At 59.3% G+C, this 20,812-nt stretch carries 17 protein-coding genes; 7 read left to right on the forward strand and 10 right to left on the reverse strand.

Annotated elements, in window-relative coordinates:
• Positions 1 to 98 precede the first annotated feature (98 nt).
• Positions 99 to 746, reverse strand: a complete 648-nt coding sequence (gene adk / locus ACQKP4_RS09045; RefSeq protein WP_427632343.1) for an adenylate kinase — start codon at positions 744 to 746, stop codon at positions 99 to 101.
• Between the two features lie 288 nt (positions 747 to 1,034).
• Positions 1,035 to 3,665 carry a phosphoenolpyruvate carboxylase gene (gene ppc, locus ACQKP4_RS09050; protein WP_427632344.1) on the reverse strand — a complete coding sequence of 877 codons (2,631 nt, stop codon included), beginning with the start codon at positions 3,663 to 3,665 and terminating at the stop codon, positions 1,035 to 1,037.
• Positions 3,666 to 3,881: 216 nt separating this feature from the next.
• Here ppc and ACQKP4_RS09055 point away from each other — a divergent pair, with 216 nt between their 5' ends.
• Positions 3,882 to 4,226: a pilin assembly protein gene (locus ACQKP4_RS09055; RefSeq protein ID WP_427632346.1), complete on the forward strand. Its 345-nt coding sequence runs from the start codon at positions 3,882 to 3,884 to the stop codon at positions 4,224 to 4,226.
• A gap of 189 nt (positions 4,227 to 4,415) precedes the next feature.
• Here the strand turns inward: ACQKP4_RS09055 and ACQKP4_RS09060 are convergent, their stop codons facing one another.
• A complete protein-coding gene (locus ACQKP4_RS09060; protein WP_427632427.1) occupies positions 4,416 to 4,643 on the reverse strand; it encodes a hypothetical protein in 228 nt (75 codons plus the stop codon).
• Between ACQKP4_RS09060 and ACQKP4_RS09065 the strand changes: the two genes are divergently transcribed.
• Positions 4,615 to 5,028, forward strand: a complete 414-nt coding sequence (locus tag ACQKP4_RS09065; RefSeq protein ID WP_427632348.1) for a DUF4398 domain-containing protein — start codon at positions 4,615 to 4,617, stop codon at positions 5,026 to 5,028. The genes ACQKP4_RS09060 and ACQKP4_RS09065 overlap by 29 nt on opposite strands.
• A gap of 54 nt (positions 5,029 to 5,082) precedes the next feature.
• Positions 5,083 to 5,871, forward strand: coding sequence for an OmpA family protein (locus ACQKP4_RS09070; RefSeq protein ID WP_427632350.1), 789 nt, complete (start codon positions 5,083 to 5,085; stop codon positions 5,869 to 5,871).
• A gap of 213 nt (positions 5,872 to 6,084) precedes the next feature.
• Here the strand turns inward: ACQKP4_RS09070 and ACQKP4_RS09075 are convergent, their stop codons facing one another.
• From ACQKP4_RS09075 to prfB, 7 genes are all read right to left on the reverse strand, one after another.
• Complete coding sequence (locus ACQKP4_RS09075) at positions 6,085 to 6,414, reverse strand: hypothetical protein (protein WP_427632352.1); 330 nt, start codon at positions 6,412 to 6,414, stop codon at positions 6,085 to 6,087.
• On the reverse strand, positions 6,411 to 7,325 hold the full coding sequence (locus tag ACQKP4_RS09080) for an alpha/beta hydrolase (RefSeq protein ID WP_427632354.1): 915 nt from the start codon (positions 7,323 to 7,325) through the stop codon (positions 6,411 to 6,413). Before ACQKP4_RS09080 ends, ACQKP4_RS09075 begins: the two co-directional genes overlap by 4 nt.
• A gap of 149 nt (positions 7,326 to 7,474) precedes the next feature.
• On the reverse strand, positions 7,475 to 8,752 hold the full coding sequence (locus ACQKP4_RS09085; protein WP_427632356.1) for a flavohemoglobin expression-modulating QEGLA motif protein: 1,278 nt from the start codon (positions 8,750 to 8,752) through the stop codon (positions 7,475 to 7,477).
• 36 nt (positions 8,753 to 8,788) lie between these two features.
• Entirely contained in the window at positions 8,789 to 9,349 is a 561-nt protein-coding gene (locus tag ACQKP4_RS09090; RefSeq protein ID WP_427632358.1) for a hypothetical protein, read from the reverse strand.
• A gap of 147 nt (positions 9,350 to 9,496) precedes the next feature.
• Positions 9,497 to 10,213 (reverse strand): TetR/AcrR family transcriptional regulator, encoded by a 717-nt coding sequence (locus ACQKP4_RS09095; RefSeq protein WP_427632360.1) that lies wholly within the window; start codon positions 10,211 to 10,213, stop codon positions 9,497 to 9,499.
• A gap of 103 nt (positions 10,214 to 10,316) precedes the next feature.
• Positions 10,317 to 11,819 carry a lysine--tRNA ligase gene (gene lysS, locus ACQKP4_RS09100; RefSeq protein ID WP_427632362.1) on the reverse strand — a complete coding sequence of 501 codons (1,503 nt, stop codon included), beginning with the start codon at positions 11,817 to 11,819 and terminating at the stop codon, positions 10,317 to 10,319.
• 70 nt (positions 11,820 to 11,889) lie between these two features.
• A protein-coding gene (gene prfB / locus ACQKP4_RS09105; protein WP_150630852.1) for a peptide chain release factor 2 occupies positions 11,890 to 12,985 on the reverse strand; the annotation gives its coding sequence in 2 pieces (ribosomal slippage) (positions 11,890 to 12,912 and positions 12,914 to 12,985; 1,095 coding nt in all).
• Positions 12,986 to 13,238: 253 nt separating this feature from the next.
• Between prfB and ACQKP4_RS09110 the strand changes: the two genes are divergently transcribed.
• Genes ACQKP4_RS09110 through ACQKP4_RS09125 form a run of 4 tightly spaced genes read left to right on the forward strand, consistent with a single transcriptional unit; the run spans position 13,239 to position 20,792 of the window.
• Positions 13,239 to 15,305, forward strand: a complete 2,067-nt coding sequence (locus ACQKP4_RS09110; protein WP_427632364.1) for a type VI secretion system tip protein VgrG — start codon at positions 13,239 to 13,241, stop codon at positions 15,303 to 15,305.
• Positions 15,302 to 15,997: a DUF4123 domain-containing protein gene (locus ACQKP4_RS09115; RefSeq protein WP_427632365.1), complete on the forward strand. Its 696-nt coding sequence runs from the start codon at positions 15,302 to 15,304 to the stop codon at positions 15,995 to 15,997. Before ACQKP4_RS09110 ends, ACQKP4_RS09115 begins: the two co-directional genes overlap by 4 nt.
• The gene (locus ACQKP4_RS09120) at positions 15,994 to 19,731 is read left to right on the forward strand and encodes a toxin VasX (RefSeq protein WP_427632367.1); all 3,738 of its coding nucleotides are present in this window, start codon (positions 15,994 to 15,996) and stop codon (positions 19,729 to 19,731) included. Before ACQKP4_RS09115 ends, ACQKP4_RS09120 begins: the two co-directional genes overlap by 4 nt.
• On the forward strand, positions 19,731 to 20,792 hold the full coding sequence (locus tag ACQKP4_RS09125) for a hypothetical protein (protein ID WP_427632369.1): 1,062 nt from the start codon (positions 19,731 to 19,733) through the stop codon (positions 20,790 to 20,792). The genes ACQKP4_RS09120 and ACQKP4_RS09125 overlap by 1 nt, the downstream gene beginning before the upstream one ends.
• Positions 20,793 to 20,812: the final 20 nt, after the last annotated feature.

Below are 20,812 nucleotides of genomic sequence, written 5' to 3' on the forward strand. Positions count from 1 at the left end.
GTAAGAAAGGGTAGAAAAAGAGGGATCAGAAAAAGTGCGCCAGTATAAACAACTACGGCCCGCAAGCGGGCCGTAGCAGATGAAGCGGTTCAGACTTTTCAGTTCAGCGCTTCAAGCACCTTGCCGGTGATCGCTTCAACCGAGCCAACACCTTCGATGTGGCTGTACTTCGGCTTGCCCTGAGCAACCGACAGCTCCTGGTAAAACTTCACCAGCGGCTCGGTCTGAGCGTGGTAGACCGACAGGCGATGACGCACGGTTTCTTCGGTATCGTCTTTGCGCTGCACCAGGTCTTCACCGGTGATGTCGTCTTTACCGGCAATTTTCGGCGGGTTGTAGACGATGTGGTAAACGCGACCCGACGCTTCGTGCACACGGCGACCGGCGATACGCTGGACGATGTCTTCGTCCTTTACGTCGATTTCGACTACGTGGTCCAGCTCGACACCGGCCTTCACCAGGGCTTCAGCCTGGGGAATGGTGCGCGGGAAACCGTCGAACAGGAAACCGTTGGCGCAATCGGCCTGGCTGATGCGTTCCTTGACCAGATTGATGATCAGGTCATCGGATACCAGGCCGCCGCTGTCCATGACGCTCTTGGCGATCAGGCCCAGCTCGGTGCCGGCCTTGACCGCTGCACGCAACATGTCGCCCGTGGAGATTTGCGGAATGCCGAATTTCTCGGTGATGAACTTAGCCTGAGTACCTTTACCGGCCCCGGGAGCTCCCAGCAGAATGACGCGCATCGATGTGCTCCTCAATTTTTTATATGGATAACGTCAGATTTGCCTCGTGGGGCCAATCTCAAAAATAGGGTCGTGGCCGCCCAAACGGCCAAAGGCTGATCAAGATACACAGCAGGCCCTGCCCACACAAGCCGCCGAAAGTCGGAGAAACCAGCCCCTGACGTGCCCCCGCGACGGGGTGCCCCAAGTCGCAACCCCATCATTAACTGTCGCCTGCCAGACATCTGACGGTCGTTGTCGGCGGGCACCCGATACCTGCGGCAGGTGCCTGACCCCACAGCGAAAACCTTAGCCGGTATTTCGCAAACCGGCGGCAATCCCCGCCACAGACACAAGCAGGGCCTGTTCTACCGGGCTGCCCTGCGCCACTTCCTGTTGCCGCGAACGGGCCAGCAACTCGGCCTGCAATAGATGAAGCGGGTCGAGGTAGGTGTTGCGCAGGCGGATGAATTCCAGGGTGTCGGGGCTATGTGCCAGCAGTTGCGACTGCCCGGTCAGCCCAAGCACCACCGAACAGGCCTGCGACAATAGGTCGCGTAAATGCGCGCCCAACGGCAGCAAATTCGGCTCGACCAAGCGCTCATCATAGGATTGCGCGATGTCGGCGTCGGCTTTGGCCAGGACCATTTCCAGCATGTCGATGCGTGTCCGGAAGAATGGCCACTGCTCGCGCATCTGCCCCAGCAACTCACCTTCGCCACGTTCCAGCGCCTTGCTCAGCGCCGCTTCCCAGCCAAGCCAGGCCGGCAGCATCAGGCGCGTCTGGGTCCATCCGAAGATCCACGGAATGGCCCGCAGGCTTTCGATCCCGCCGGCGCGGCGCTTGGCCGGGCGACTGCCCAGCGGCAGGCGTCCCAACTCCTGCTCCGGCGTGGATTGGCGGAAATACTCGACGAACTGCGGATTCTCACGCACCACGGCGCGGTAGGCCTTGACCCCGTCGGCGGCCAATTCGTCCATCAAATGGCGCCAGGCGGGTTCCGGCGGCGGTGGCGGCAGCAAGGTCGCTTCCAGTACCGCGGCGAGGTACAGATTGAGATTTTGTTCGGCGATGTCCGGCAGGCCGAATTTGAAGCGAATCATTTCCCCCTGCTCGGTGGTACGGAACCGCCCCGCCACCGAACCCGGTGGCTGCGACAGAATCGCCGCGTGCGCCGGACCACCGCCACGGCCCACGGTGCCACCGCGACCGTGGAACAACAGCAGCTCCACTTGCTGCTCGCGGCAGATGTCGACCAAACGTTCCTGCGCCCGATATTGCGCCCAGGCCGCCGCCGTGGTGCCGGCGTCCTTGGCCGAGTCGGAATAGCCGATCATCACTTCCTGCGGCCCTTGCAGGCGCGCGCGATAACCCGGCAGCAGCAACAGTTTTTCGATCACCGGCCCGGCGTTGTCGAGGTCGGCCAGGGTTTCGAACAGCGGCACCACACGCATCGGCCGCAACACGCCGGCCTCTTTGAGCAGCAGTTGCACGGCGAGCACATCGGAAGCAGCACCCGCCATGGAGATCACGTACGAACCGAGCGATGCCCCCGGCGCCGCAGCGATTTCGCGACAGGTCGCCAGCACTTCGGCGGTGTCGGCGGAGGGTTTGAAGTACGCCGGCAACAACGGCCGACGGTTGTTCTGCTCGCGCATCAGGAAGGCGATGCGCTCCTCTTCGCTCCAGTCTTCGTAGCGACCGAGGCCCAGGTAATCGGTGATTTCGGTCATGGCCGCCGTGTGCCGCGACGAATCCTGACGCACATCGAGGCGCACCAGGAACAGCCCGAACGTCACCGCCCGGCGCAGGCAATCGAGCAATGGGCCGTCAGCGATCACGCCCATGCCGCACTCGTGCAGCGAGTGGTAGCAGAGTTCCAGCGGATCGAGCAGATCACGGTTGTTTTGCAGCACCTCGGCGGGTGCTGGGGTGGAAGCCGTCAACGCGGCATGCGCCCAGTTGCGCGTTGCGCGCAGGCGTTCACGCAGTTGCTTGAGCACTGCGCGATACGGCTCGGCGCTGTCGCCAGCCTTGGCTTGCAACGCGGCACTGGCCTGCTGCATCGACAACTCGGCGGCCAGGTGATCGACATCGCGCACGTACAAATCGGCGGCCATCCAGCGCGCCAGCAGCAAGACTTCGCGGGTGACGGCGGCGGTGACATTCGGGTTGCCGTCGCGGTCGCCGCCCATCCATGAGGCGAAACGAATCGGCGCGGCTTCAAGGGGCAAGTGCAGGCCGGTGGCGTCATGCAGGGCTTTGTCGGCCTTGCGCAGGTAATTCGGAATCGCTTGCCACAGCGAATGCTCGATCACCGCAAAGCCCCATTTGGCTTCGTCCACGGGCGTGGGACGCGTGCGGCGGATTTCTTCGGTGTGCCAGGCTTCGGCAATCAGCCGCTGCAATTTCACATGGATTTGCTCGCGCTCGGCGGGGGTCAGGTCGCGATGGTCCTGGGCGGCGAGTTGCGCGGCGATGGCGTCGTATTTCTGGATCAGCGTGCGGCGCGCGACTTCGGTCGGGTGCGCCGTCAGCACCAGTTCGATCTCCAGGCGCCCCAATTGCCGGGCCAAGGACTCGGCGCCATGGCCTTCGGCGCGCAGTCGGGCGAGCAGCTCTGGCAACACGCGCGCCTCGAACGGCGCGGGCTGCGACGCTTCGCGGCGGTGAATCAGCTGATATTGCTCGGCGATATTGGCCAGGTTGAGAAACTGGTTGAACGCTCGCGCCACCGGCAGCAATTCCTGTTCGCTCAACTGATTGAGGCTGGCGCTCAGTTCGGCGTCCATCGAACCGCGACGGTCGGCCTTGGCGCCCTTGCGAATTTGCTCGATCTTGTCGAGAAAACCATCCCCGTACTGCTCGCGAATGGTGTTGCCCAACAGCTCACCCAGCAGGTGAACATCCTCGCGCAAGCGTGCATCAATATCGGTCATCAGCCGTTCTCCAGCGAAAAATCCGGGTGTCTTGAAATGACATGCTTTGGAGACAGAGAGTGCCGCCCTCAAGCGCTTCTTACAAGCAGACGACGAAGGGACTTTAAACCTTGGGCGTTAAAGCTAGTCTCAACGGTAAGCCGCACAACGGCTTGCCGCCGGCCACCGCCGGACACTCACCCTGCCTGCCACGAGCAGGAGCGCCATGAGGTCTTTATGAAAATTCGCGAGTTAGCTCAACATTGGGAAGAAAACGCCAAGGGTCGCCTGACCGACACCGGCTACCGGATTCATCTGGATGTGGAAGCGGCCGCGCGCCTGGCAGCCATCACCGAGATGTACCCCAAACGCCAACCCGAAGAATTGCTGGGCGAGCTAATCGGGGCCGCCTTGGAAGAACTCGAAAAAAGCTTCCCGTATGTCAAAGGTTCGACGGTTGTCGCCACTGACGAAGAAGGCGACCCACTTTACGAAGACGTCGGGCCGACCCCACGTTTTCTCGCGTTGTCGCGTCGGCATTTGCACGATTTGTCGGCCGGTGAGGACAAGCAGAAACACTGAGTGTGAATGCAGAAAATGCGGGAAATGTGGGAGCGGGCTTGCTCGCGAAAGCGGTCTGGCATTCAACATCTTAGTTGCCTGACACACTGCTTTCGCGAGCAAGCCCGCTCCCACATTTTGCTCTGTATATCCCTTCCGAATTGGCGTGTTCCGGAGCCTGAAAAAGACCGGGAATACCGCTGCGCACCGTCAAAGTTCCCGGTCTAGAGCCTTTTCCATGCGGGCAAAGTTTTTTTTGGCGATAGGCCACTTTCTCTGAACTTTTAAAAAATGCCTCGGGTCGTACCCAGTAACCACGCCTGGTACGGCCGTTTCAAAACGCCTCGAAAATAGATGGTTGCGGCTCCTGACCCAGGATGGATTTTTAAGTTTTTCAGGAGTTTTACCAATGGAGTTGAAGACCATGAAGATCAGCACTGCCAAGTCCTCGTTCAACCACCTGCGCGGTCTGAAACTGGCTGCCCTGGCGATCGGCACCAGCTTCGTTCTGACCGGTTGCGCCGGCAACCCGCCGACCGAGCAATTTGCCGTGACGCAATCGGCCGTGAATGGCGCGGTCAGCGCTGGCGGCACCGAGTTTGCGGCCGTGGAAATGAAATCCGCGCAGGACAAACTCAAACAAGCCGAAATTGCCATGCACGACAAAAAGTATGACGAAGCGAAAACCCTCGCCGAACAGGCCGAGTGGGACGCTCGTGTAGCCGAACGCAAGGCGCAAGCGATGAAAGCCGAACAGGCTCTGAAGGACTCTGAGAAAGGTGTTCAGGAACTGCGTCAGGAAAGTCAGCGCACCGTGCAATAAGCGCGCATCCAGCCCCGGACCTGAAGCTCTTACCGATAGAAAGGACGAATGATTATGCGTAAACAATTGATGATCCCAGCTCTCCTGGCCGCAAGTGTTGCACTGGCTGCCTGCTCCACGCCGCCTAATGCGAACCTGGAAAACGCCCGTACCAACTACAGCGGCCTGCAGGCCAACCCACAAGCCAGCAAAGTCGCGGCGCTGGAAACCAAAGACGCCAGTGATTATCTGGACAAGGCCGACAAGGCTTACCTGGACAAGCAAGACCCGTCCAAGGTTGACCAACTGGCGTACCTGACCAATCAGCGTGTGGAAGTGGCGAAGCAAACCATCGCCCTGCGCACCGCTGAAGCCAATCTGAAAAACGCGTCGGCGCAACGTGCCCAGGCGCGTCTGGATGCCCGCGACGCACAGATCAAGCAGTTGCAGGACAGTCTGAACGCCAAGCAGACCGATCGCGGCACCGTAGTGACATTCGGTGATGTGCTGTTCGCCACTGACCGCGCCGACCTGAAATCCAGCGGCCTGGTGAACATCAACAAACTGGCGCAATTCCTGGCGGAAAACCCGGATCGCAAAGTGATCGTCGAGGGCTATACCGACAGCACCGGCACCGCGAGCCACAACCAGTCGCTGTCCGAGCGCCGCGCCGACTCCGTGCGCACGGCGCTGGTGAAAATGGGCGTCGATCCGGCGCGCATCGTTGCTCAGGGTTACGGCAAGGAATACCCGGTTGCAGAGAACGGCAGCGTGTCGGGCCGGGCGATGAACCGTCGGGTGGAAGTGACCATTTCCAACGACAACCAGCCAGTGATTCCACGTTCGGCGGTCAGCGCGAACTAAGTTTCACGCGGTAACGCAAAAGCCCCGCCTGATCTGATCAGGCGGGGCTTTTTATTGGCTGTGCACTGCGCCCCTCTGTGGGAGCAGACTGCCCCTGTGGGAGCGGGCTTGCTCGCGAATGCGGCGTCACATTCAACATCGCTGTTGTCTGACACAGCGCTTTCGCGAGCAAGCCCGCTCCCACAGTTGAGCTCTGTTGCAACCGCGAATCGGTTATTGCTCCAGCTTCTGCGGGGTTTCCTGGCCCATGCAGCGCACCGCTTGTTTCTTGCTGTTGACCAGCACGCCGGTCAGGCCTTTTTCCTGAGTGTCGAACAGCACCAGCACGCCATCGATGCACTGCGCCACTTGCGACGCCGGTTCCAGGGAGACTTTGTAGTCTTCGCCCGGCACGGTCTTGAGCATGGTGAAGTCGCTGAGCAACAGCGCGTCTTCGGGTTTGGCGAAGTGCAGGTAACCGTAGTACCACAGGGCACCGACCGTGCCGAGGATGCTGCAGATACCGGTGATGATCAGCGGGATGGCGTTACGTTCTTCACTCATTGCGGACTCTCTGGTGGTTCATCTTCTGAATTCGGGGGTGCCGGGTAATTGGGGATTTCACCCAAACGGCGCAGACCGTTGAAATGCTGCGGGTCGTCGAGGTAGCGCAGCATGACTTTGCGCCAGACCGGGTCGGCGAACGTCTGCACGTGGCCGCCACGGGTCAGTTGCAACACCCGTGGCGGCGGCGCAGCTTGATACAGTCGGATGCCGTTGGAAAGGGGCACGATCGGATCGTCGATGCTGTGAAAGATCAGTTTCGGCACGCCGTTGAGCTGCGCCATTGAGTTGATTGCGCTGTCGCCGTCCGGCACCAGCCACGACAGCGGCACCTGGAATGCCCATAACAGCCAGGAATTGCTCAGGGCAAATTGGCCGACGCTGCGATAACTGGCAGGCACGCCATCGAGGACGAAGGCCTTGAGCTGTTTTTGCCGCTCGGGATGTTGAACCAGGTAATGCACGGCCATCGAACCGCCGAGGCTTTGCCCCAGCAGAATCAGCGGTTTGCCTTTGACCTCGGGCGCTTGATCGAGCCATTTGAACGCGGCGTCGATGTCCTGATAAATCGCCGGCAAACTTGGCTCGCCTTCAGACAATCCGTAGCCACGATAGTCAATCAGCAGCACTTGGTAGCCTTCCTCGGGGAGCCACCAACTGCCGCCGAGGTGCATCGGCAGATTGCCGCCATTGCCATGCAAGTGCAGCACCGTGCCTTTGACCTCGACACCCTTTTTCGCCGGCAGCCACCAGCCGTGCAGCCTGACGCCGTCGGCGGTGGTCAGGGTGACGTCGCGAAATTCGAGGTGCGCTTTGGCCGGGGTGAACAACTGGCCGGGCTCGGGGTAGAACAGCAAAGAGCTGCAACCGCCGAGGGTCAGAAGAAGGCAGAGGATGCCGAGGATTCTCATCCGGTGAAACCTCGCAGAGTTGGGGTGAAACACCGATCAACTGTAGGAGCGGGCTTGCTCGCGAAAGCGGTCTGGCATTCAACATTTCAGTTGTTTGACACACTGCTTTCGCGAGCAAGCCCGCTCCCACATTTCGACCGCATCGATTGTCAGAGGATATTTGAATAATCCGCTTCGATCCGGTCCAGGCTCAGGTGATTGAGGAAGTTGGAGAAGCACATCCACGCCGCCAGCGCGTTCATGTCGCGGAACTGCTCGGGCAGATACTTCGGCGGCACCACCAAGCCTTCATCGACCAACTGACGCAGCGTTCGCATGTCTTCCAACGTGGTCTTGCCGCAAAACAGCAACGGCACCTGCTCAAGCTTGCCTTTACGCACGGCCAACTGAATGTAGTTGTAAACCATGATAAAGCCCTTGAGGTAGGACAAGTCTTTGGTAAATGGCAGGCCGTTCGGCACCGAACCACGGAAAACCCGACTGGCGTTGCCGTAGCTTTCGGCCATTTCAAAACCTTGCTCGCGGAAAAACTCGAACACCTGCAAAAAGTCCGCGCCCTCCTCGACCATGTGAATGGCGCGGGTGCGGTTGGTCAGTTTGCGCAAGCGGCTCGGGTACGAGGCAAAGGTGATGATTTCCATGAGGATCGCCAGTCCTTCCTGCGTCACCGTCGACGACGGTGGACCTTTGGAGAGGAAGGTGCAGATCGGCTGGTTCAAACCGTTGAGCGTGGTGCCGACATGCACCAGCCCTTCGTGGACTTCCAGCGCGCGCACGTCACGGTCGTTGAACATCGCATCGGTGCGGATCTTGATGTAGTCGGCCCCCGCCGCCGCATCGGCGACGATCCCGTCGGACTCGAACACCCGAATGGTCTCTTCGGCTTCGCCAAACACCTTGTTCAGCCGGGTTTGCAACAGATGCACGGCGTCCTTGGCGGTGAGGATTTTCGGTTCGTCCTTGAGGTCGCCGCGGCCATCGATGTTGTTCAGGTAATCGGACAGCATCAAACCGAGATCAGCCAGGGTCGGGTCGCCAGCGTGGAACGCATCGGACGCCGCACCGTACAACTCCTGGGAAATCAGACCGAAATCCTCGGTGCCGCGTGCTTCGAGCATGCGCACCACCATCCGGTATTCCTTGCACATGCGCCGCATGATCTGGCCGACCGGGTTGAACTGACCGAGCTGGCGGGTGATGTCGCGCTCGATGTTCTGGAATTCCAGTTTCACTTTGCTGGAATCGAAGGACAGTGGCCGATTGAGGTAGTAATCGCGGTCCACCGCCGGCATTTCCTTGCCTTTGGCCTTGAGAAAACCCTTGCGGATGCTGTCGTCCCATTTGACCGCGTCCAGAACGCGGATCGGCGTCTGCGCCAGCACAATGCGATCGGACAAAATGCGTATCGTCTGCTGGTAATCGTCCACCCGAAACTCCTGTAGAAAAACGCTGACGTACTGAAATTATTTGGCGCTCGCCTTGGTCTGGCGCTGGTAGCGCACGGCTTCGACGAATACATCGGAATTGGCCGGATCGTCGAGGTAAGCGAATACCTGATTCATGCCGGAGTTGATCAACACGCCGTCGCCGTCGTCGGTCTGGAAGCCGTCGCCACTGAGGATTTTCTGCCCCAGCGCCTGGTTGATCTGCTCCAGGTCGAGGCTATAGACCACCAGTTCATGCTTATCCGTGAGTTCGAACCCGGCAATGATGAAATGACCGCCGAACTGCGCCGGCACCTTCGCCGACAAGTACCAGCGGCTGCCGTGGCGCGAGACGGTGAACGGATAGGCTTCACGCTCCTTGGGTTTGGCCTTGAAGTAACTGACCGCCTGATAGCGATCGTCGCCGATGCGCGTCAGCTCCAGGTTCATCGGCTCGCCCCAGGCGTTGGTGCTGCTCCATTTGCCGAGCAACCCGGCAGGCGCGGGATCGCTGGCGGGCAGCGGGTCCTTGAAGGTCACCAGACAGCCACTGAGCAGCAGGAACGACAAGGCGATCACCACGACGCGCCAGGCTTTCATTCAACACTCCCTATGAAACATACGCAGGTCCAATGTGGAGCGGGCTCGCTCGCGAAGGCGTTGAGTCAGACAACATCGATGTTGAATGTCAGGTCGCTTTCGCGGGCAAGCCCGCTCCCACAGGGTTGAGTATCCAGCCCCGAGGATTTACACCGACGCGAGTACCAAGTGCATGTAGCGGTTCAGAATGCCGAGCATTTCAGCTTCGGCGACCGGCTCGGCGTCGTTGAGCAGGCCCTGATATTCCATCCGTCCGATAATCGCCGTCAACACTTTGGCATCCTGCTGTGGCTCGCGCGAACCCAATACCTGAAATAACTGGCAGGTGCCCTGCAACAGAATCTGCTGGTGCGAGCGCACCAACAGCGCCAATCGCGGGTTCAGCAACGCTTCCTGCCGGAACGCCTGCTCAGCCATCAAATGCTCGCGACGGTTGAGCAGTTGCCGGTGCACATAGTCCGCCATCAACCGCGCAATGTCGTCTGCCAACTGCGAGCGCGACTCGGGGCTGCCGTCGCCGCTGACCACCATCTCGCGCAGCAGGCCCTCGTTGTTGACCCACAACTTGGCCATGAACGCCGCGCTGCGCTCCACGTATTGCGCGAAGGTATCGGTGAGCAAGTCATCGATGTCCTTGAAATAGTAAGTGGTGGCCGACAACGGCACGCCGGCCTCGGCCGCTACCGCACGGTGACGCACGGCCCGCACGCCATCGCGCACGACAATGCGCATCGCCGCGTCGAGAATGTCCTGTCGACGCTGCTCGCTGCCCTGACGGCTGGCCTTGCGACCCTGATACTGAACACTTTCAGCGACCGCAGTGGCGATACCCGCTGCGCCCTCTTGAGCCATTGCTCGGTTCACGACAGGTTTTCCTCTCTTGTTTGCAAAAGTAACCAATTGAAACGTTTGTACCAGACAGGCAATAAAAAGCCGCCTGTTCTAGGCGGCTTTTTAAGTGAAACGCTTACGCTTGCGGCCGCATGTGCGGGAATAGGATCACGTCGCGGATCGACGGTGAATTGGTCAGCAACATCACCAGACGGTCGATGCCGATCCCTTCACCCGCCGTTGGCGGCATGCCGTACTCCAGCGCGCGAACGAAGTCGGCGTCGTAGTGCATGGCTTCGTCGTCGCCGGCGTCCTTGTCGGCCACTTGCGCCATGAAGCGCTCGGCCTGGTCTTCCGCGTCGTTCAACTCGGAGTAGGCGTTGGCGATTTCACGGCCGCCAATGAACAGCTCGAAGCGGTCGGTGACGTTCGGGTTGTCGTCGTTGCGGCGGGCCAGCGGCGACACTTCGAACGGGTACTGGGTAATGAAGTGCGGCTGTTCCAGCTTGTGCTCGACCAGCTCTTCGAAAATCATCACCTGCAGCTTGCCCAGACCTTCGAAGCCCAGCACCTTGGCGCCGGCCTTCTTGGCAATGGCGCGCGCCTTGTCGATGTCGGTCAGGTCGTCAGCGGTCAGCTCGGGGTTGTACTTGAGGATCGAGTCGAACACCGACAGGCGCACGAACGGTTCGCCGAAGTGGAACACCTTGTCGCCGTACGGCACGTCGGTAGTCCCGAGAACAAGCTGCGCCAGTTCGCGGAACAGCTCTTCGGTCAGGTCCATGTTGTCTTCGTAGTCGGCGTACGCCTGGTAGAACTCCAACATGGTGAATTCAGGGTTGTGACGGGTCGAAACGCCTTCGTTACGGAAGTTGCGGTTGATCTCGAACACTTTCTCGAAACCGCCGACCACCAAGCGCTTGAGGTACAGCTCCGGCGCGATCCGCAGGAACATTTCCATGTCCAGCGCGTTGTGGTGCGTTTCGAACGGTTTGGCTGCCGCGCCACCCGGGATGGTCTGCAACATCGGCGTTTCGACTTCGAGGAAGTCGCGCTGCATCAGGAAGCTGCGGATGTGCGCAATCACTTGCGAACGCACGCGGAACGTCTGGCGCACGTCTTCGTTGACGATCAGGTCAACGTAGCGCTGGCGATAACGCTGCTCGGTGTCGGACAGGCCGTGGTGCTTGTCCGGCAGCGGGCGCAGGGATTTGGTCAGCAGGCGCACGTGGGTCATTTCGACGTACAGGTCGCCCTTGCCGGAACGCGCCAGGGTGCCTTCGGCGGCAATGATGTCGCCCAGGTCCCAGGTCTTGACCGCTGCCAGGGTGTCTTCGGACAGGGTTTTACGGTTGACGTAAACCTGGATGCGCCCGGACATGTCCTGGATCACCATGAACGAGCCACGGTTGAGCATGAGACGACCGGCAACCTTGACCGGGATTGCAGCCTCGGCGAGCTCTTCCTTGGTCTTGTCCGCGTACTGTTTCTGCAAGTCTTCGCAGTAGTTGTCGCGGCGGAAGTCGTTCGGGAAGGCATTGCCCTTGGCGCGCTCGGCAGCCAGCTTTTCCTTGCGCAGGGCGATCAGGGAGTTTTCTTCCTGTTGCAGGGCTTGCGGGTCGAGTTCTAGGTCGCTCATGTCTTTAAAAATTCCATCACAGGTTCGTTGCCCCCACCGGAGGCAGGGGACTTAAGGTCTGACTGGCGGTTTACAGGCCTTGCTTCAGGCTGGCCACCAGGTATTCGTCGATGTCGCCGTCGAGCACCTTGTCGCAGTCGCTGCGTTCGATGTTAGTGCGCAAATCCTTGATTCGCGACGCATCGAGCACATAAGAGCGAATCTGGTGACCCCAGCCGATGTCCGACTTGGTGTCTTCCAGGGCCTGGGAGGCGGCGTTGCGTTTCTGCACTTCCTGCTCGTACAAGCGCGCCCGCAACATTTTCATCGCGGTGTCTTTGTTGGCGTGCTGGGAGCGTTCGTTCTGGCAGCTGACCACGGTGTTGGACGGTACGTGGGTGATCCGTACGGCCGAGTCGGTGGTGTTTACGTGCTGACCACCGGCGCCGGAGGAACGATAGGTATCGATCCGCAGGTCCGACGGGTTGATGTCGATTTCGATGTTGTCATCGATTTCCGGGGACACGAATACCGCCGAGAACGAGGTGTGGCGGCGGTTGCCGGAGTCGAACGGGCTCTTGCGCACCAGACGGTGCACGCCGATCTCGGTACGCAACCAGCCAAAGGCGTATTCACCCTTGATGTGGACCGTGGCGCCTTTGATGCCGGCGACTTCACCGGCCGACAGCTCCATGATGGTCGCGTCGAAACCGCGTTTGTCAGCCCAGCGCAGGTACATGCGCAACAGGATGTTGGCCCAGTCCTGGGCTTCGGTACCGCCGGAGCCGGCCTGGATGTCCAGGTAGGCGTTGTTGGCGTCCATCTCACCGCTGAACATGCGACGGAATTCGAGTTTTTCCAGCGACTCGCGCAGGCGCTCGACTTCGGCGGCGACGTCATCGACGGCGGCCTGGTCTTCTTCTTCGGCGGACATCAGCAGCAAGTCTTTGGCGTCGGCCAGGCCGGAGTGCATTTCGTCGAGGGTTTCGACGATCTGCGCCAGCAGCGAACGCTCGCGGCCCAGTTCCTGGGCGTACGACGGGTTGTTCCAGACACTCGGATCTTCAAGCTCGCGATTGACTTCAGTCAGACGCTCATGCTTTTGATCGTAGTCAAAGATACCCCCGAATAGTTTCGGAGCGCTCGGACAGGTCCTTGATGCTGTTAAGGATCGGGTTGATTTCCATGGCGGGCGGCACTCGTTGGCGAACTTTTGAAAGCCGGCGAGTATACCGGAATCAGCCCGTCACGGCAGCCCGCCTGGCGGACTGAATTCGGGCCAATTGCGTTTTGACAGCCTCAAACGCAAGAAACTTTCTCTAAGAAAAATCCCCACAAACAAAGTAACTCTTCCTACACCAGAAACAGAATTGCCCGGCATAAACCCGACTTTCACTCCGTCACAGTCCCGCCCTTCCAAACAAGCACAAGGGACGTGTGATGTTCAGCCCTGCCAATCAAGCCTCTTTCCTCCTGGACATCGAGGGTCTTACCCACGACTTGCAAGTCCTCGAATTCACCGGCAAGGAAGCCATCAGCCAACCCTTTCGCTTCGATCTGAAACTGGTCAGCGAACGTCCCGACCTGGATCTGGAAAGCCTGCTGCATCGGACGGCTTTCCTCAGTTTTGACCGCCACGGCGCCGGCATTCATGGCCAGGTTTACCGGATCGGCCAGGGCAACACGGGCAAGCGCCTGACCCACTACCAAGTCAGCCTGATGCCCAGCCTTGCCTGGCTCGGCCACCGTTTCGACCAGAAAATATTCCAGAAGCTGAACGTGCCGCAGATCATCGCCCAGGTACTGGAAAGCCACGGCATCCTGCGTAATAGCTACCGTTTTGCCTTCGGCACGGAATATCGCCCACGGGACTATTGCGTTCAGCACGACGAGAGTTGCCTGCATTTCCTGCAACGACTCTGCGAAGAAGAAGGCCTGCACTATCACTTCGAGCACAGCCGCGAGGGGCACGTGCTGGTGTTCGGCGATGATCAGACCGTCTTCCCCAGGCTCCATCGCCCCACCGCCTACCTGCAAGACAGCGGGCTGGTCGCCGATGAACCGGTGGTCAACGCCTTCTCCGTCGTGGTGGAAACCCGCCCCACTGCCGTGACGCGCCGCGACTACGACTTCGAGAAGCCCCTGCTGCAATTGGAAAGTGCCGCAAAAGAGCCTTCTGCGCTGCGACTCGAAGACTACGGATTTGCGGGCCAATTCACCGATCGCGAACACGGCAGACACCGCGCCCGGCGAGCACTTGAACGACACCGCAGCGATTATCGGCTAGCCACTGGATGTAGCGATCAGCCGATGTTGCTCAGTGGCCATTTCCTGCCCCTGACCGGCCACCCGTGCCAGGAATGGAACGACTTGTGGTTGCTGACGGAAGTCCGCCACACCGGAAAACAACCGCAAGTGCTGGAAGAGTCGGTCACCGATGCCCCCGGCGATGACTTTTCCCAGGGCTATAGCAACACCTTTCTCGCCACACCGTGGGACACGCCTTTCAGGCCCGCGCTCAACCACCCCAAAACCACGATCGGCGGCTATCAGCAGGCGGTGGTCTGTGGCCCGCCAGGCGAAGAGATTCACTGCGACGAATATGGTCGTGTGCGTATTCAGTTTCCCTGGGACCGCGACGGCGAGCAGAACGATCATTCCAGTTGCTGGGTGCGAGTCGCCAGCGGCTGGGCTCACGACCGTTATGGCAGCGTGCTGATACCCCGCGTCGGCATGGAGGTGATCGTCAGTTTCTATCAGGGCGACCCGGACAAACCCATGATCGTCGCCTGCCTGCCCAATGGGGCGAATCGCCCGCCGCTCGATCTCCCAGCCGAAAAAACCCGCAGCACCTTCAAGACCCAAAGCAGCCCTGGCGGCGCCGGTTTCAACGAACTGCGCATCGAAGATCGCAAGGGCGCCGAGGAAATCTCCATTCGTGCGCAACGCGATTACGTACAGCACGTGCTGAACGACGAGCGGGTTCAAGTCGACAACCAGCGCAGCATCGTGGTCGCGGGTAACGCTCATCATGAGCTGCATGCCGAAGAACAGCGCATCACCCACGGCAACCGGCTGACTGAAATCAGGCAGGACGACCATCTGACCGTGCATGGCGACTGCCATATTCGCGTCACCAGCCAGCTGTTTAGCGCGCAACAGCGGGCCCACTTCAGCGCCGGCGAACACATTGTCATCGATGGCGGCGACAGCGCCACGATCCAGGCTGGCAACGCATGGATCACGCTCAACGCGGCGGGGATTTTCAGCAGTGTGCCCATCGAGCCGGGGGGAGCGCCGATGCCGGTCGTGGCCGCGGCATCGGTGACGCTCGACACCCACAAACGACTATTCCCCGAAACGGTTTCAACCGCGCTACTCAAACAACTACTCGGCGATGAAGCCTTGATTGAACTCTGCCAAATGCCCAGTGGTGGAACGCCGATGGACTGCCCGCTGAGCGACTGCCAATGCCGTAAAGCCCTGGGCCATGGAGACCGCTCATGAACGCCTGGATGCTGTTGGAGCGACCCGCCGCTCAGCTCAAAACCCTTTACAACATGACGACACACCCGGACACCCAGAGGCTGTTCGCCGGCACGTCACTCAACGGTTGCGCCGAGCACAGCCCGCTGCTGGTCCGGCTGGACCACCAGCCGACGCTCACCCAGGCGATCGAGCAAACCCCGACGCAATGGCCCGGCCTGCTGATCGAAAGCGCCTGTGACACGCCCTCGGTACTCGCGCATTTGCGCCAGATTCTATTCGTCAAATTCGACCTGCAACGCAAAGGCGTCCTGCGCTACAGCAATCCGACCGTCGCCAGCTATTTTTTCGGCGCCTGTACGGCACAGGACCTCAGCCTGTGGCTGGGCCCGATCACTCATCTGCGCTGGTTCGGTGCGACGTGGGCCACCCAGGCAACCGGTGAAAACGGCTGGCAGCAACTGGACAACCCCCACGCGACAGGCTGGAGCCTTGAACGGACACACCGGGAAATGGTGCTGAGCGCCGCCCAGGAACAAGCCTTGATGCGCCAGCGCAATGAGCAGTTTCTCTATCAATGGTGGCAACAACATCCCCAACATTCATTCGTGCAAGCCAACCAGTTGATGGCGCAAGCCCTGGCTCAGGGCATCGACGACAGTGACGCCATGAGTGCATTCCTGAGCACCCATTGCACGCAGGCGCAGTCATGACGCGCCTCGGGAAATTGACCGCTGGCCCCGGCTGCGAACGCGACAAGCTGATCGTTCAAGTGATCGGCACGGGGCACTCCAGAAACCAGCGGCTGCTGATCGTCGATCAGACCGGCCTCGATCCCATCCAGGCCCTCACCGATGAGGCGGTGTGCGAAACCGAACGTTCGACCCGCGTGCACAGCGAATTGTTTGTGTGGGATTGGTCGGCACAGCTCAAGCATCAGCTGTGGCTGGAAATCGCCACCCGCCAAGGGCCGCCCATTCGCCTGCCGTTGCTGGAGGACGCGCGGGTCACCCCGCGTCAACTGCAAACCCAGTGGAATCAGATCGTGCCGGTGCTGCCGTTCGTCGCGCTGCCCGGGACTCGCAGCAAGTACGACCTCGGCACGCCGGTGCTGTGCCGCAGCGGCTATGTCTATGTGTTTTACCGCGAACGCCTGTGGCGTGAGCTGGAAGTGCAGCAGAACGGCGAGCTCACGACGTACCGCGATATCGACCTGCAGGCATACCGCCAGGATCAGCAACTCAGCAACGACTACCGACAGGCCAGCGGTGTCGATCTTAGCGACATCTGGCTGCCCGCCACTTGGAACAACCGACCTGCTGAAGCGGTGCAACTGTGCTTCAGCGAAATCCAGCTCAGCGCTGCACGTATCAAACGTCTCGAGGCCGATGCGGCGTTGCGTGCCCAGCGCTGTCAGAGCCCCGCGTTGCAGTGCGAGCACCAGACGTTCGAGCGGCTTTTCGACGAGCAGCCCGATGGGTCGGCGATGCTCGAGGCCTTTGGTCGCTTCGATGCGCGGGATGCAAAAAAGTCCGATGCCGCGACGAAAGCCAGCATCGCCTGGCGCAACCTGGCCGCGCGGGCTTTTCCAGTCGGGCTGGTCGCCCCGCAACGGGCACGTCAAAGCGGTTTCGAATATGCGCTGGAGCATCCCGGCCGTTATGTGTGCGACCTCTCGGGGCAATTCGCGGCGCAGCGTAAATCTGAAGCCCAGGCCTGCCTTGATCAATGGGAACACGGCGCCACGCCCGCACCGCCTGACACCTTCGAAACCAGCGCCTGGGCCGATTGCCTCGCCACGTTGCTGAATCAATTGCGTGGAAAAACGCCCACCACCGATGAAGCCGATCTGTGGCAACCCCAACCCACCGTCGTCGACGTATTGGAGGCGGCTCGCCAACGGCATGTGTGCGGCGTGCTGCTGGAAGATCCGCGCCACCGCGTGCGGCATCTGGTTTCGCAGATCCAGCACCTACAGCAATTGCTGACGCAGTATGCCGAGCGCGCCAGCCTTCACCCGCATCACGCCAGCGCGGTCATGGTTCAGCAACTGATCGTGCCGCCGACCATCGGCGGCCAGAAAAACCCGTTACACGCCTGCTTCGACAAAGTGAAAGAGGCCGGGCGCCGTGACATCAACCGCTTCACCGCCACCACCGAACGCGCCCTGCTCTGGCAACAACTGAACATGGCGCAGGCGCTGCTTGCCGAGTGCCTGCAACAACCGGTCACGCAGCAAACCCTGGCCGATCATTTGAGCCTCGATGGTTTTGATTACCTGGCTGCGCTGTTTGCCGTGAGCCAGGTTATCGCGAGCCTCGCCACCGTGCCCGCGCAACTCGATCCGCTGGCCCGCAATGGCGATGTCACCAATGCGCTGACCGGGTTGAGCCTTTACAGCCCGCAGGCCAGCGTCGGCCAGACGTTGCTCAACGACATCGCTCATGACCTGGCGCATCCGCTGCACGGGATGCTCTGGCCTGCGGTCAGTGAAGGTGAATTGGACGCGCCTTTTCAGCCGTCAACCGAGAAATCACCGAACGAGGGCGATGGTCGGCTGCGCGCCGAACACCTCGCCGTATTCGAAACCGACCCCGGCCCTTACTACCCGCAGGTCGAACACCTGGACGGGCATTTGCTGGAAGGTTTACTGGCCAGCGGCAGCCTGAACAGCACCCTCACCGGCCAATCGAAAGCGGCGGTAGGGACGCTGGTCAGCATTTACGAAAATCTGGCGGGCGCCGTCGAAACGGCCAGCGGTGCGGTGAACAAACCGTCCGCGACACAGAGCGCGAATGTCGCCCCCACCAGTGCCTATCTGCATGGGCTTGGCGTGGGGCTGTTGCGCAGTTTGATGCCGAACACTTTCGGCGAGATGCACTTCATCAACCGCCGCGATGCGGATCCGCAGCGGTATTACCTCTTTGGTTTGACCGATGTGCCGACGGGGGATCAGCGGCCTCGGCGGGTGATGGGGGAATATCTGGATGCTCAGGGGCGGCCGTTGCAAGTCGGGAATGCTGCTGATGCATTCGAGATACCGAGCGTTCCTCGCACAGGTAACTACAAACTGCTGGTGATGCCGGTGGAGCATCCGACGGCGCGGAATCTTAGTGTGCTGAATCGGCGGATTAATGCGGTGCATAAAGAGGATGTGGAGGCTCGGGGGGCGGATAACGCGAAAGTGAAAGGGGCGTTGCAGCGGGGTGTGGATGAACATTCGGGGTTGGCGAACAGCCGGGTGCATCGCGTGTTGGGCTCATTGCCGTTTGCGGCTGGGGTTTTGATGTTGGAGGTTTGGAATGTAAGGACGGAGATTAACTCACTCAAACAGACCACAAGAGAGAAAGGGCTTGGAAGAGCAGTTGTCGGGGCGGGGGGAACACTGATTGATCTGGCTATTGCGCTGGAAATGTTGACTGTAAAACTCGCCGCTAACAACTCAGTTTTAATGGCTGGCCGAAAAGTTTTTTTTACTATTCCAGATGACGCAGCAAAAACAGTCTTCCGTCGCTTCGAAAAGCGCTTGGTCAGAAAATTAACCGCGCGCCTCATAGCGCAAATAACAAGCGGGGCTGTTTTCGCTTTTATTAATTTTTACGACGCTTGGTACGCACGAAAGTGGGGCGACGATGCAATGTGGGGCCAGTTGATGATGGCTGTAGGCGGCTCCCTCAGCGCGGTCAGTAGCCTGATTGTCCCCACCGCCACCTTTCTTGGTCTTGGCCCGGCGGGTTGGGTAGCGCTGATCTTGATCGTAATCGGCGCCGGAATTGCTTGGTGGCTCACTGACAAACCCATCGAAGAATGGCTGGTTAACGGCCCTTTCGGCACTCAAGTCCATTCAGACAATGTCCATCTGCTAGATCCTCAGAGCGGCTTTTACTACCTGATCAGTTTGTTTGCAGACATCCGCATAAACATTGGTAACAATCCTGAATTTGTACCCAATGCCAAACATGACATTCATGCCAAGACACCTTTTCAAGTAATCTCGTCAAATACCTGCATTCGTATCGAAAGTAACTTGCCGGGCTTAATATCCAGCGTGGGCACACTCAACATTAACGCTCATTGCCGACTCAACACATTCGAAGTCAAAGGCGGGCGCATAAAAAGTGAAACTGTACAGTTTAAGAAGCTGACCCATAGTCAACTCGTCTCGCCTAAAGCACAAAAATTGCTACCACAGGGCCTAGAACTGTTTTTCGAAACCCCACCAAACTACGCCTTCGATTTAGCGACAGGCTCCTCTGGCGTCTCACAACAATGGCAAGTAAGAGCACAATGTGTACTTGAACAAAGAAATCAACTCTGGCACTTTCCTGCTCCACCGCCAAAGGACGGCACTCCATTTGATGCCCCGCACAAAAAGCCGGATTTTGGAAGCCTAGGCAAACTTTATTGGGCCGACGAATTTACAAATAAATCCCGGAATAGTAACTAATGATTCAGGAATCGTATTACGCCAAAACTGCCTACGGGGCTAGCGAAACACCTCAGCAAGAGCGATCAACTGAACGGTCGTGGATCATGCGCTTTGCTAAGGCCAGATTGCCTTGGGGGAACCCAGATGATGTATGCCCCGTAAGTTTTGTTGAGGATTACTCGCCAAACGATCTTCGACATCAAGAACAAATCAAGAGAGAGCGCAATGATCAAATAGCCAGAGGAACCTATTGTTCGAGCCCTTACGAGCTTATTGATTTTCACATGACGGATGACCACGAGCGCTTTAGATATGCACTCCTTCCCGTAAGCTCCCAGTTCTGGATTCACTTATATTCGATAGGCAGATTTATATTTTGGTTTTTGTTATTTATAATGTCGGCAACCTCTCTCCTAATACTAATTACCACCGATGAGGACCGGATAGAAACAGCGTATTACCTATTAAAATTCTCCTCCATAGCTCTCGGAGTTCCATTAATATCATGGACAGTTGGAAAGCTAGTAATACATAAACTTCCCAACCTCTGGATAAAACCCTCCCGCGGCCCCATCTGGGAACTCAACCGCCGTACCGGTCTGGTCACCGTCTTTGACTACAAAAACAACGGTGAATATAAAAAGAACGGCACCATCGGTGAACTCACCGCGCCGTTCTACGAGTTTGACGCCTACATCGCCACGTCCCCGGACAGCCAGGGCATGCCGATGAATGTGCTCTACCTCGCCCATCGCTACCGCAACATCATGATCAACTTCGGCGCGCTGCTTTGCCCCGGCCCCGAAACGCAACCCGCGTGCGCCCTGTGGGATTTCATCCAGAACTACATGGATGTCAGTCGCCCCTTGCCGGACTTGCCGCAATACGAGGAATACCGCCACCTCGACCCCACCACCGCTGAATACGACCGCCTCACCGGCCGTAATCCGCGTTTCTGGATCGACATGGACGACGCGACGTTCAAGCAGGTGGTCAAGGAGATGCACCAACGCGTCGCCAGCATCGATACGTTTCAACGGCCGAACTTGATGGCTGGGTATGTGACGTATGTCGATTGAGCGACAGAGAAACTCTTCGG

It is taken from the genome of Pseudomonas sp. NPDC086278 (assembly GCF_050280905.1).
Classification (GTDB): domain Bacteria; phylum Pseudomonadota; class Gammaproteobacteria; order Pseudomonadales; family Pseudomonadaceae; genus Aquipseudomonas.

Bases quoted from the DNA above. Each gene is read 5' to 3' on its own strand.
- ACQKP4_RS09115 (WP_427632365.1), top strand. From the start codon at position 15,302: ATGAACGCCTGGATGCTGTTGGAGCGACCCGCCGCTCAGCTCAAAACC.
- ACQKP4_RS09120 (WP_427632367.1), top strand. From the start codon at position 15,994: ATGACGCGCCTCGGGAAATTGACCGCTGGCCCCGGCTGCGAACGCGAC.
- ACQKP4_RS09075 (WP_427632352.1), bottom strand. From the start codon at position 6,414: ATGAGTGAAGAACGTAACGCCATCCCGCTGATCATCACCGGTATCTGC.
- lysS (WP_427632362.1), bottom strand. From the start codon at position 11,819: ATGAGCGACCTAGAACTCGACCCGCAAGCCCTGCAACAGGAAGAAAAC.
- ACQKP4_RS09090 (WP_427632358.1), bottom strand. From the start codon at position 9,349: ATGAAAGCCTGGCGCGTCGTGGTGATCGCCTTGTCGTTCCTGCTGCTC.
- ACQKP4_RS09080 (WP_427632354.1), bottom strand. From the start codon at position 7,325: ATGAGAATCCTCGGCATCCTCTGCCTTCTTCTGACCCTCGGCGGTTGC.
- ACQKP4_RS09070 (WP_427632350.1), top strand. From the start codon at position 5,083: ATGCGTAAACAATTGATGATCCCAGCTCTCCTGGCCGCAAGTGTTGCA.
- ACQKP4_RS09055 (WP_427632346.1), top strand. From the start codon at position 3,882: ATGAAAATTCGCGAGTTAGCTCAACATTGGGAAGAAAACGCCAAGGGT.
- ACQKP4_RS09125 (WP_427632369.1), top strand. From the start codon at position 19,731: ATGATTCAGGAATCGTATTACGCCAAAACTGCCTACGGGGCTAGCGAA.
- adk (WP_427632343.1), bottom strand. From the start codon at position 746: ATGCGCGTCATTCTGCTGGGAGCTCCCGGGGCCGGTAAAGGTACTCAG.
- ACQKP4_RS09110 (WP_427632364.1), top strand. From the start codon at position 13,239: ATGTTCAGCCCTGCCAATCAAGCCTCTTTCCTCCTGGACATCGAGGGT.
- ppc (WP_427632344.1), bottom strand. From the start codon at position 3,665: ATGACCGATATTGATGCACGCTTGCGCGAGGATGTTCACCTGCTGGGT.
- ACQKP4_RS09065 (WP_427632348.1), top strand. From the start codon at position 4,615: ATGGAGTTGAAGACCATGAAGATCAGCACTGCCAAGTCCTCGTTCAAC.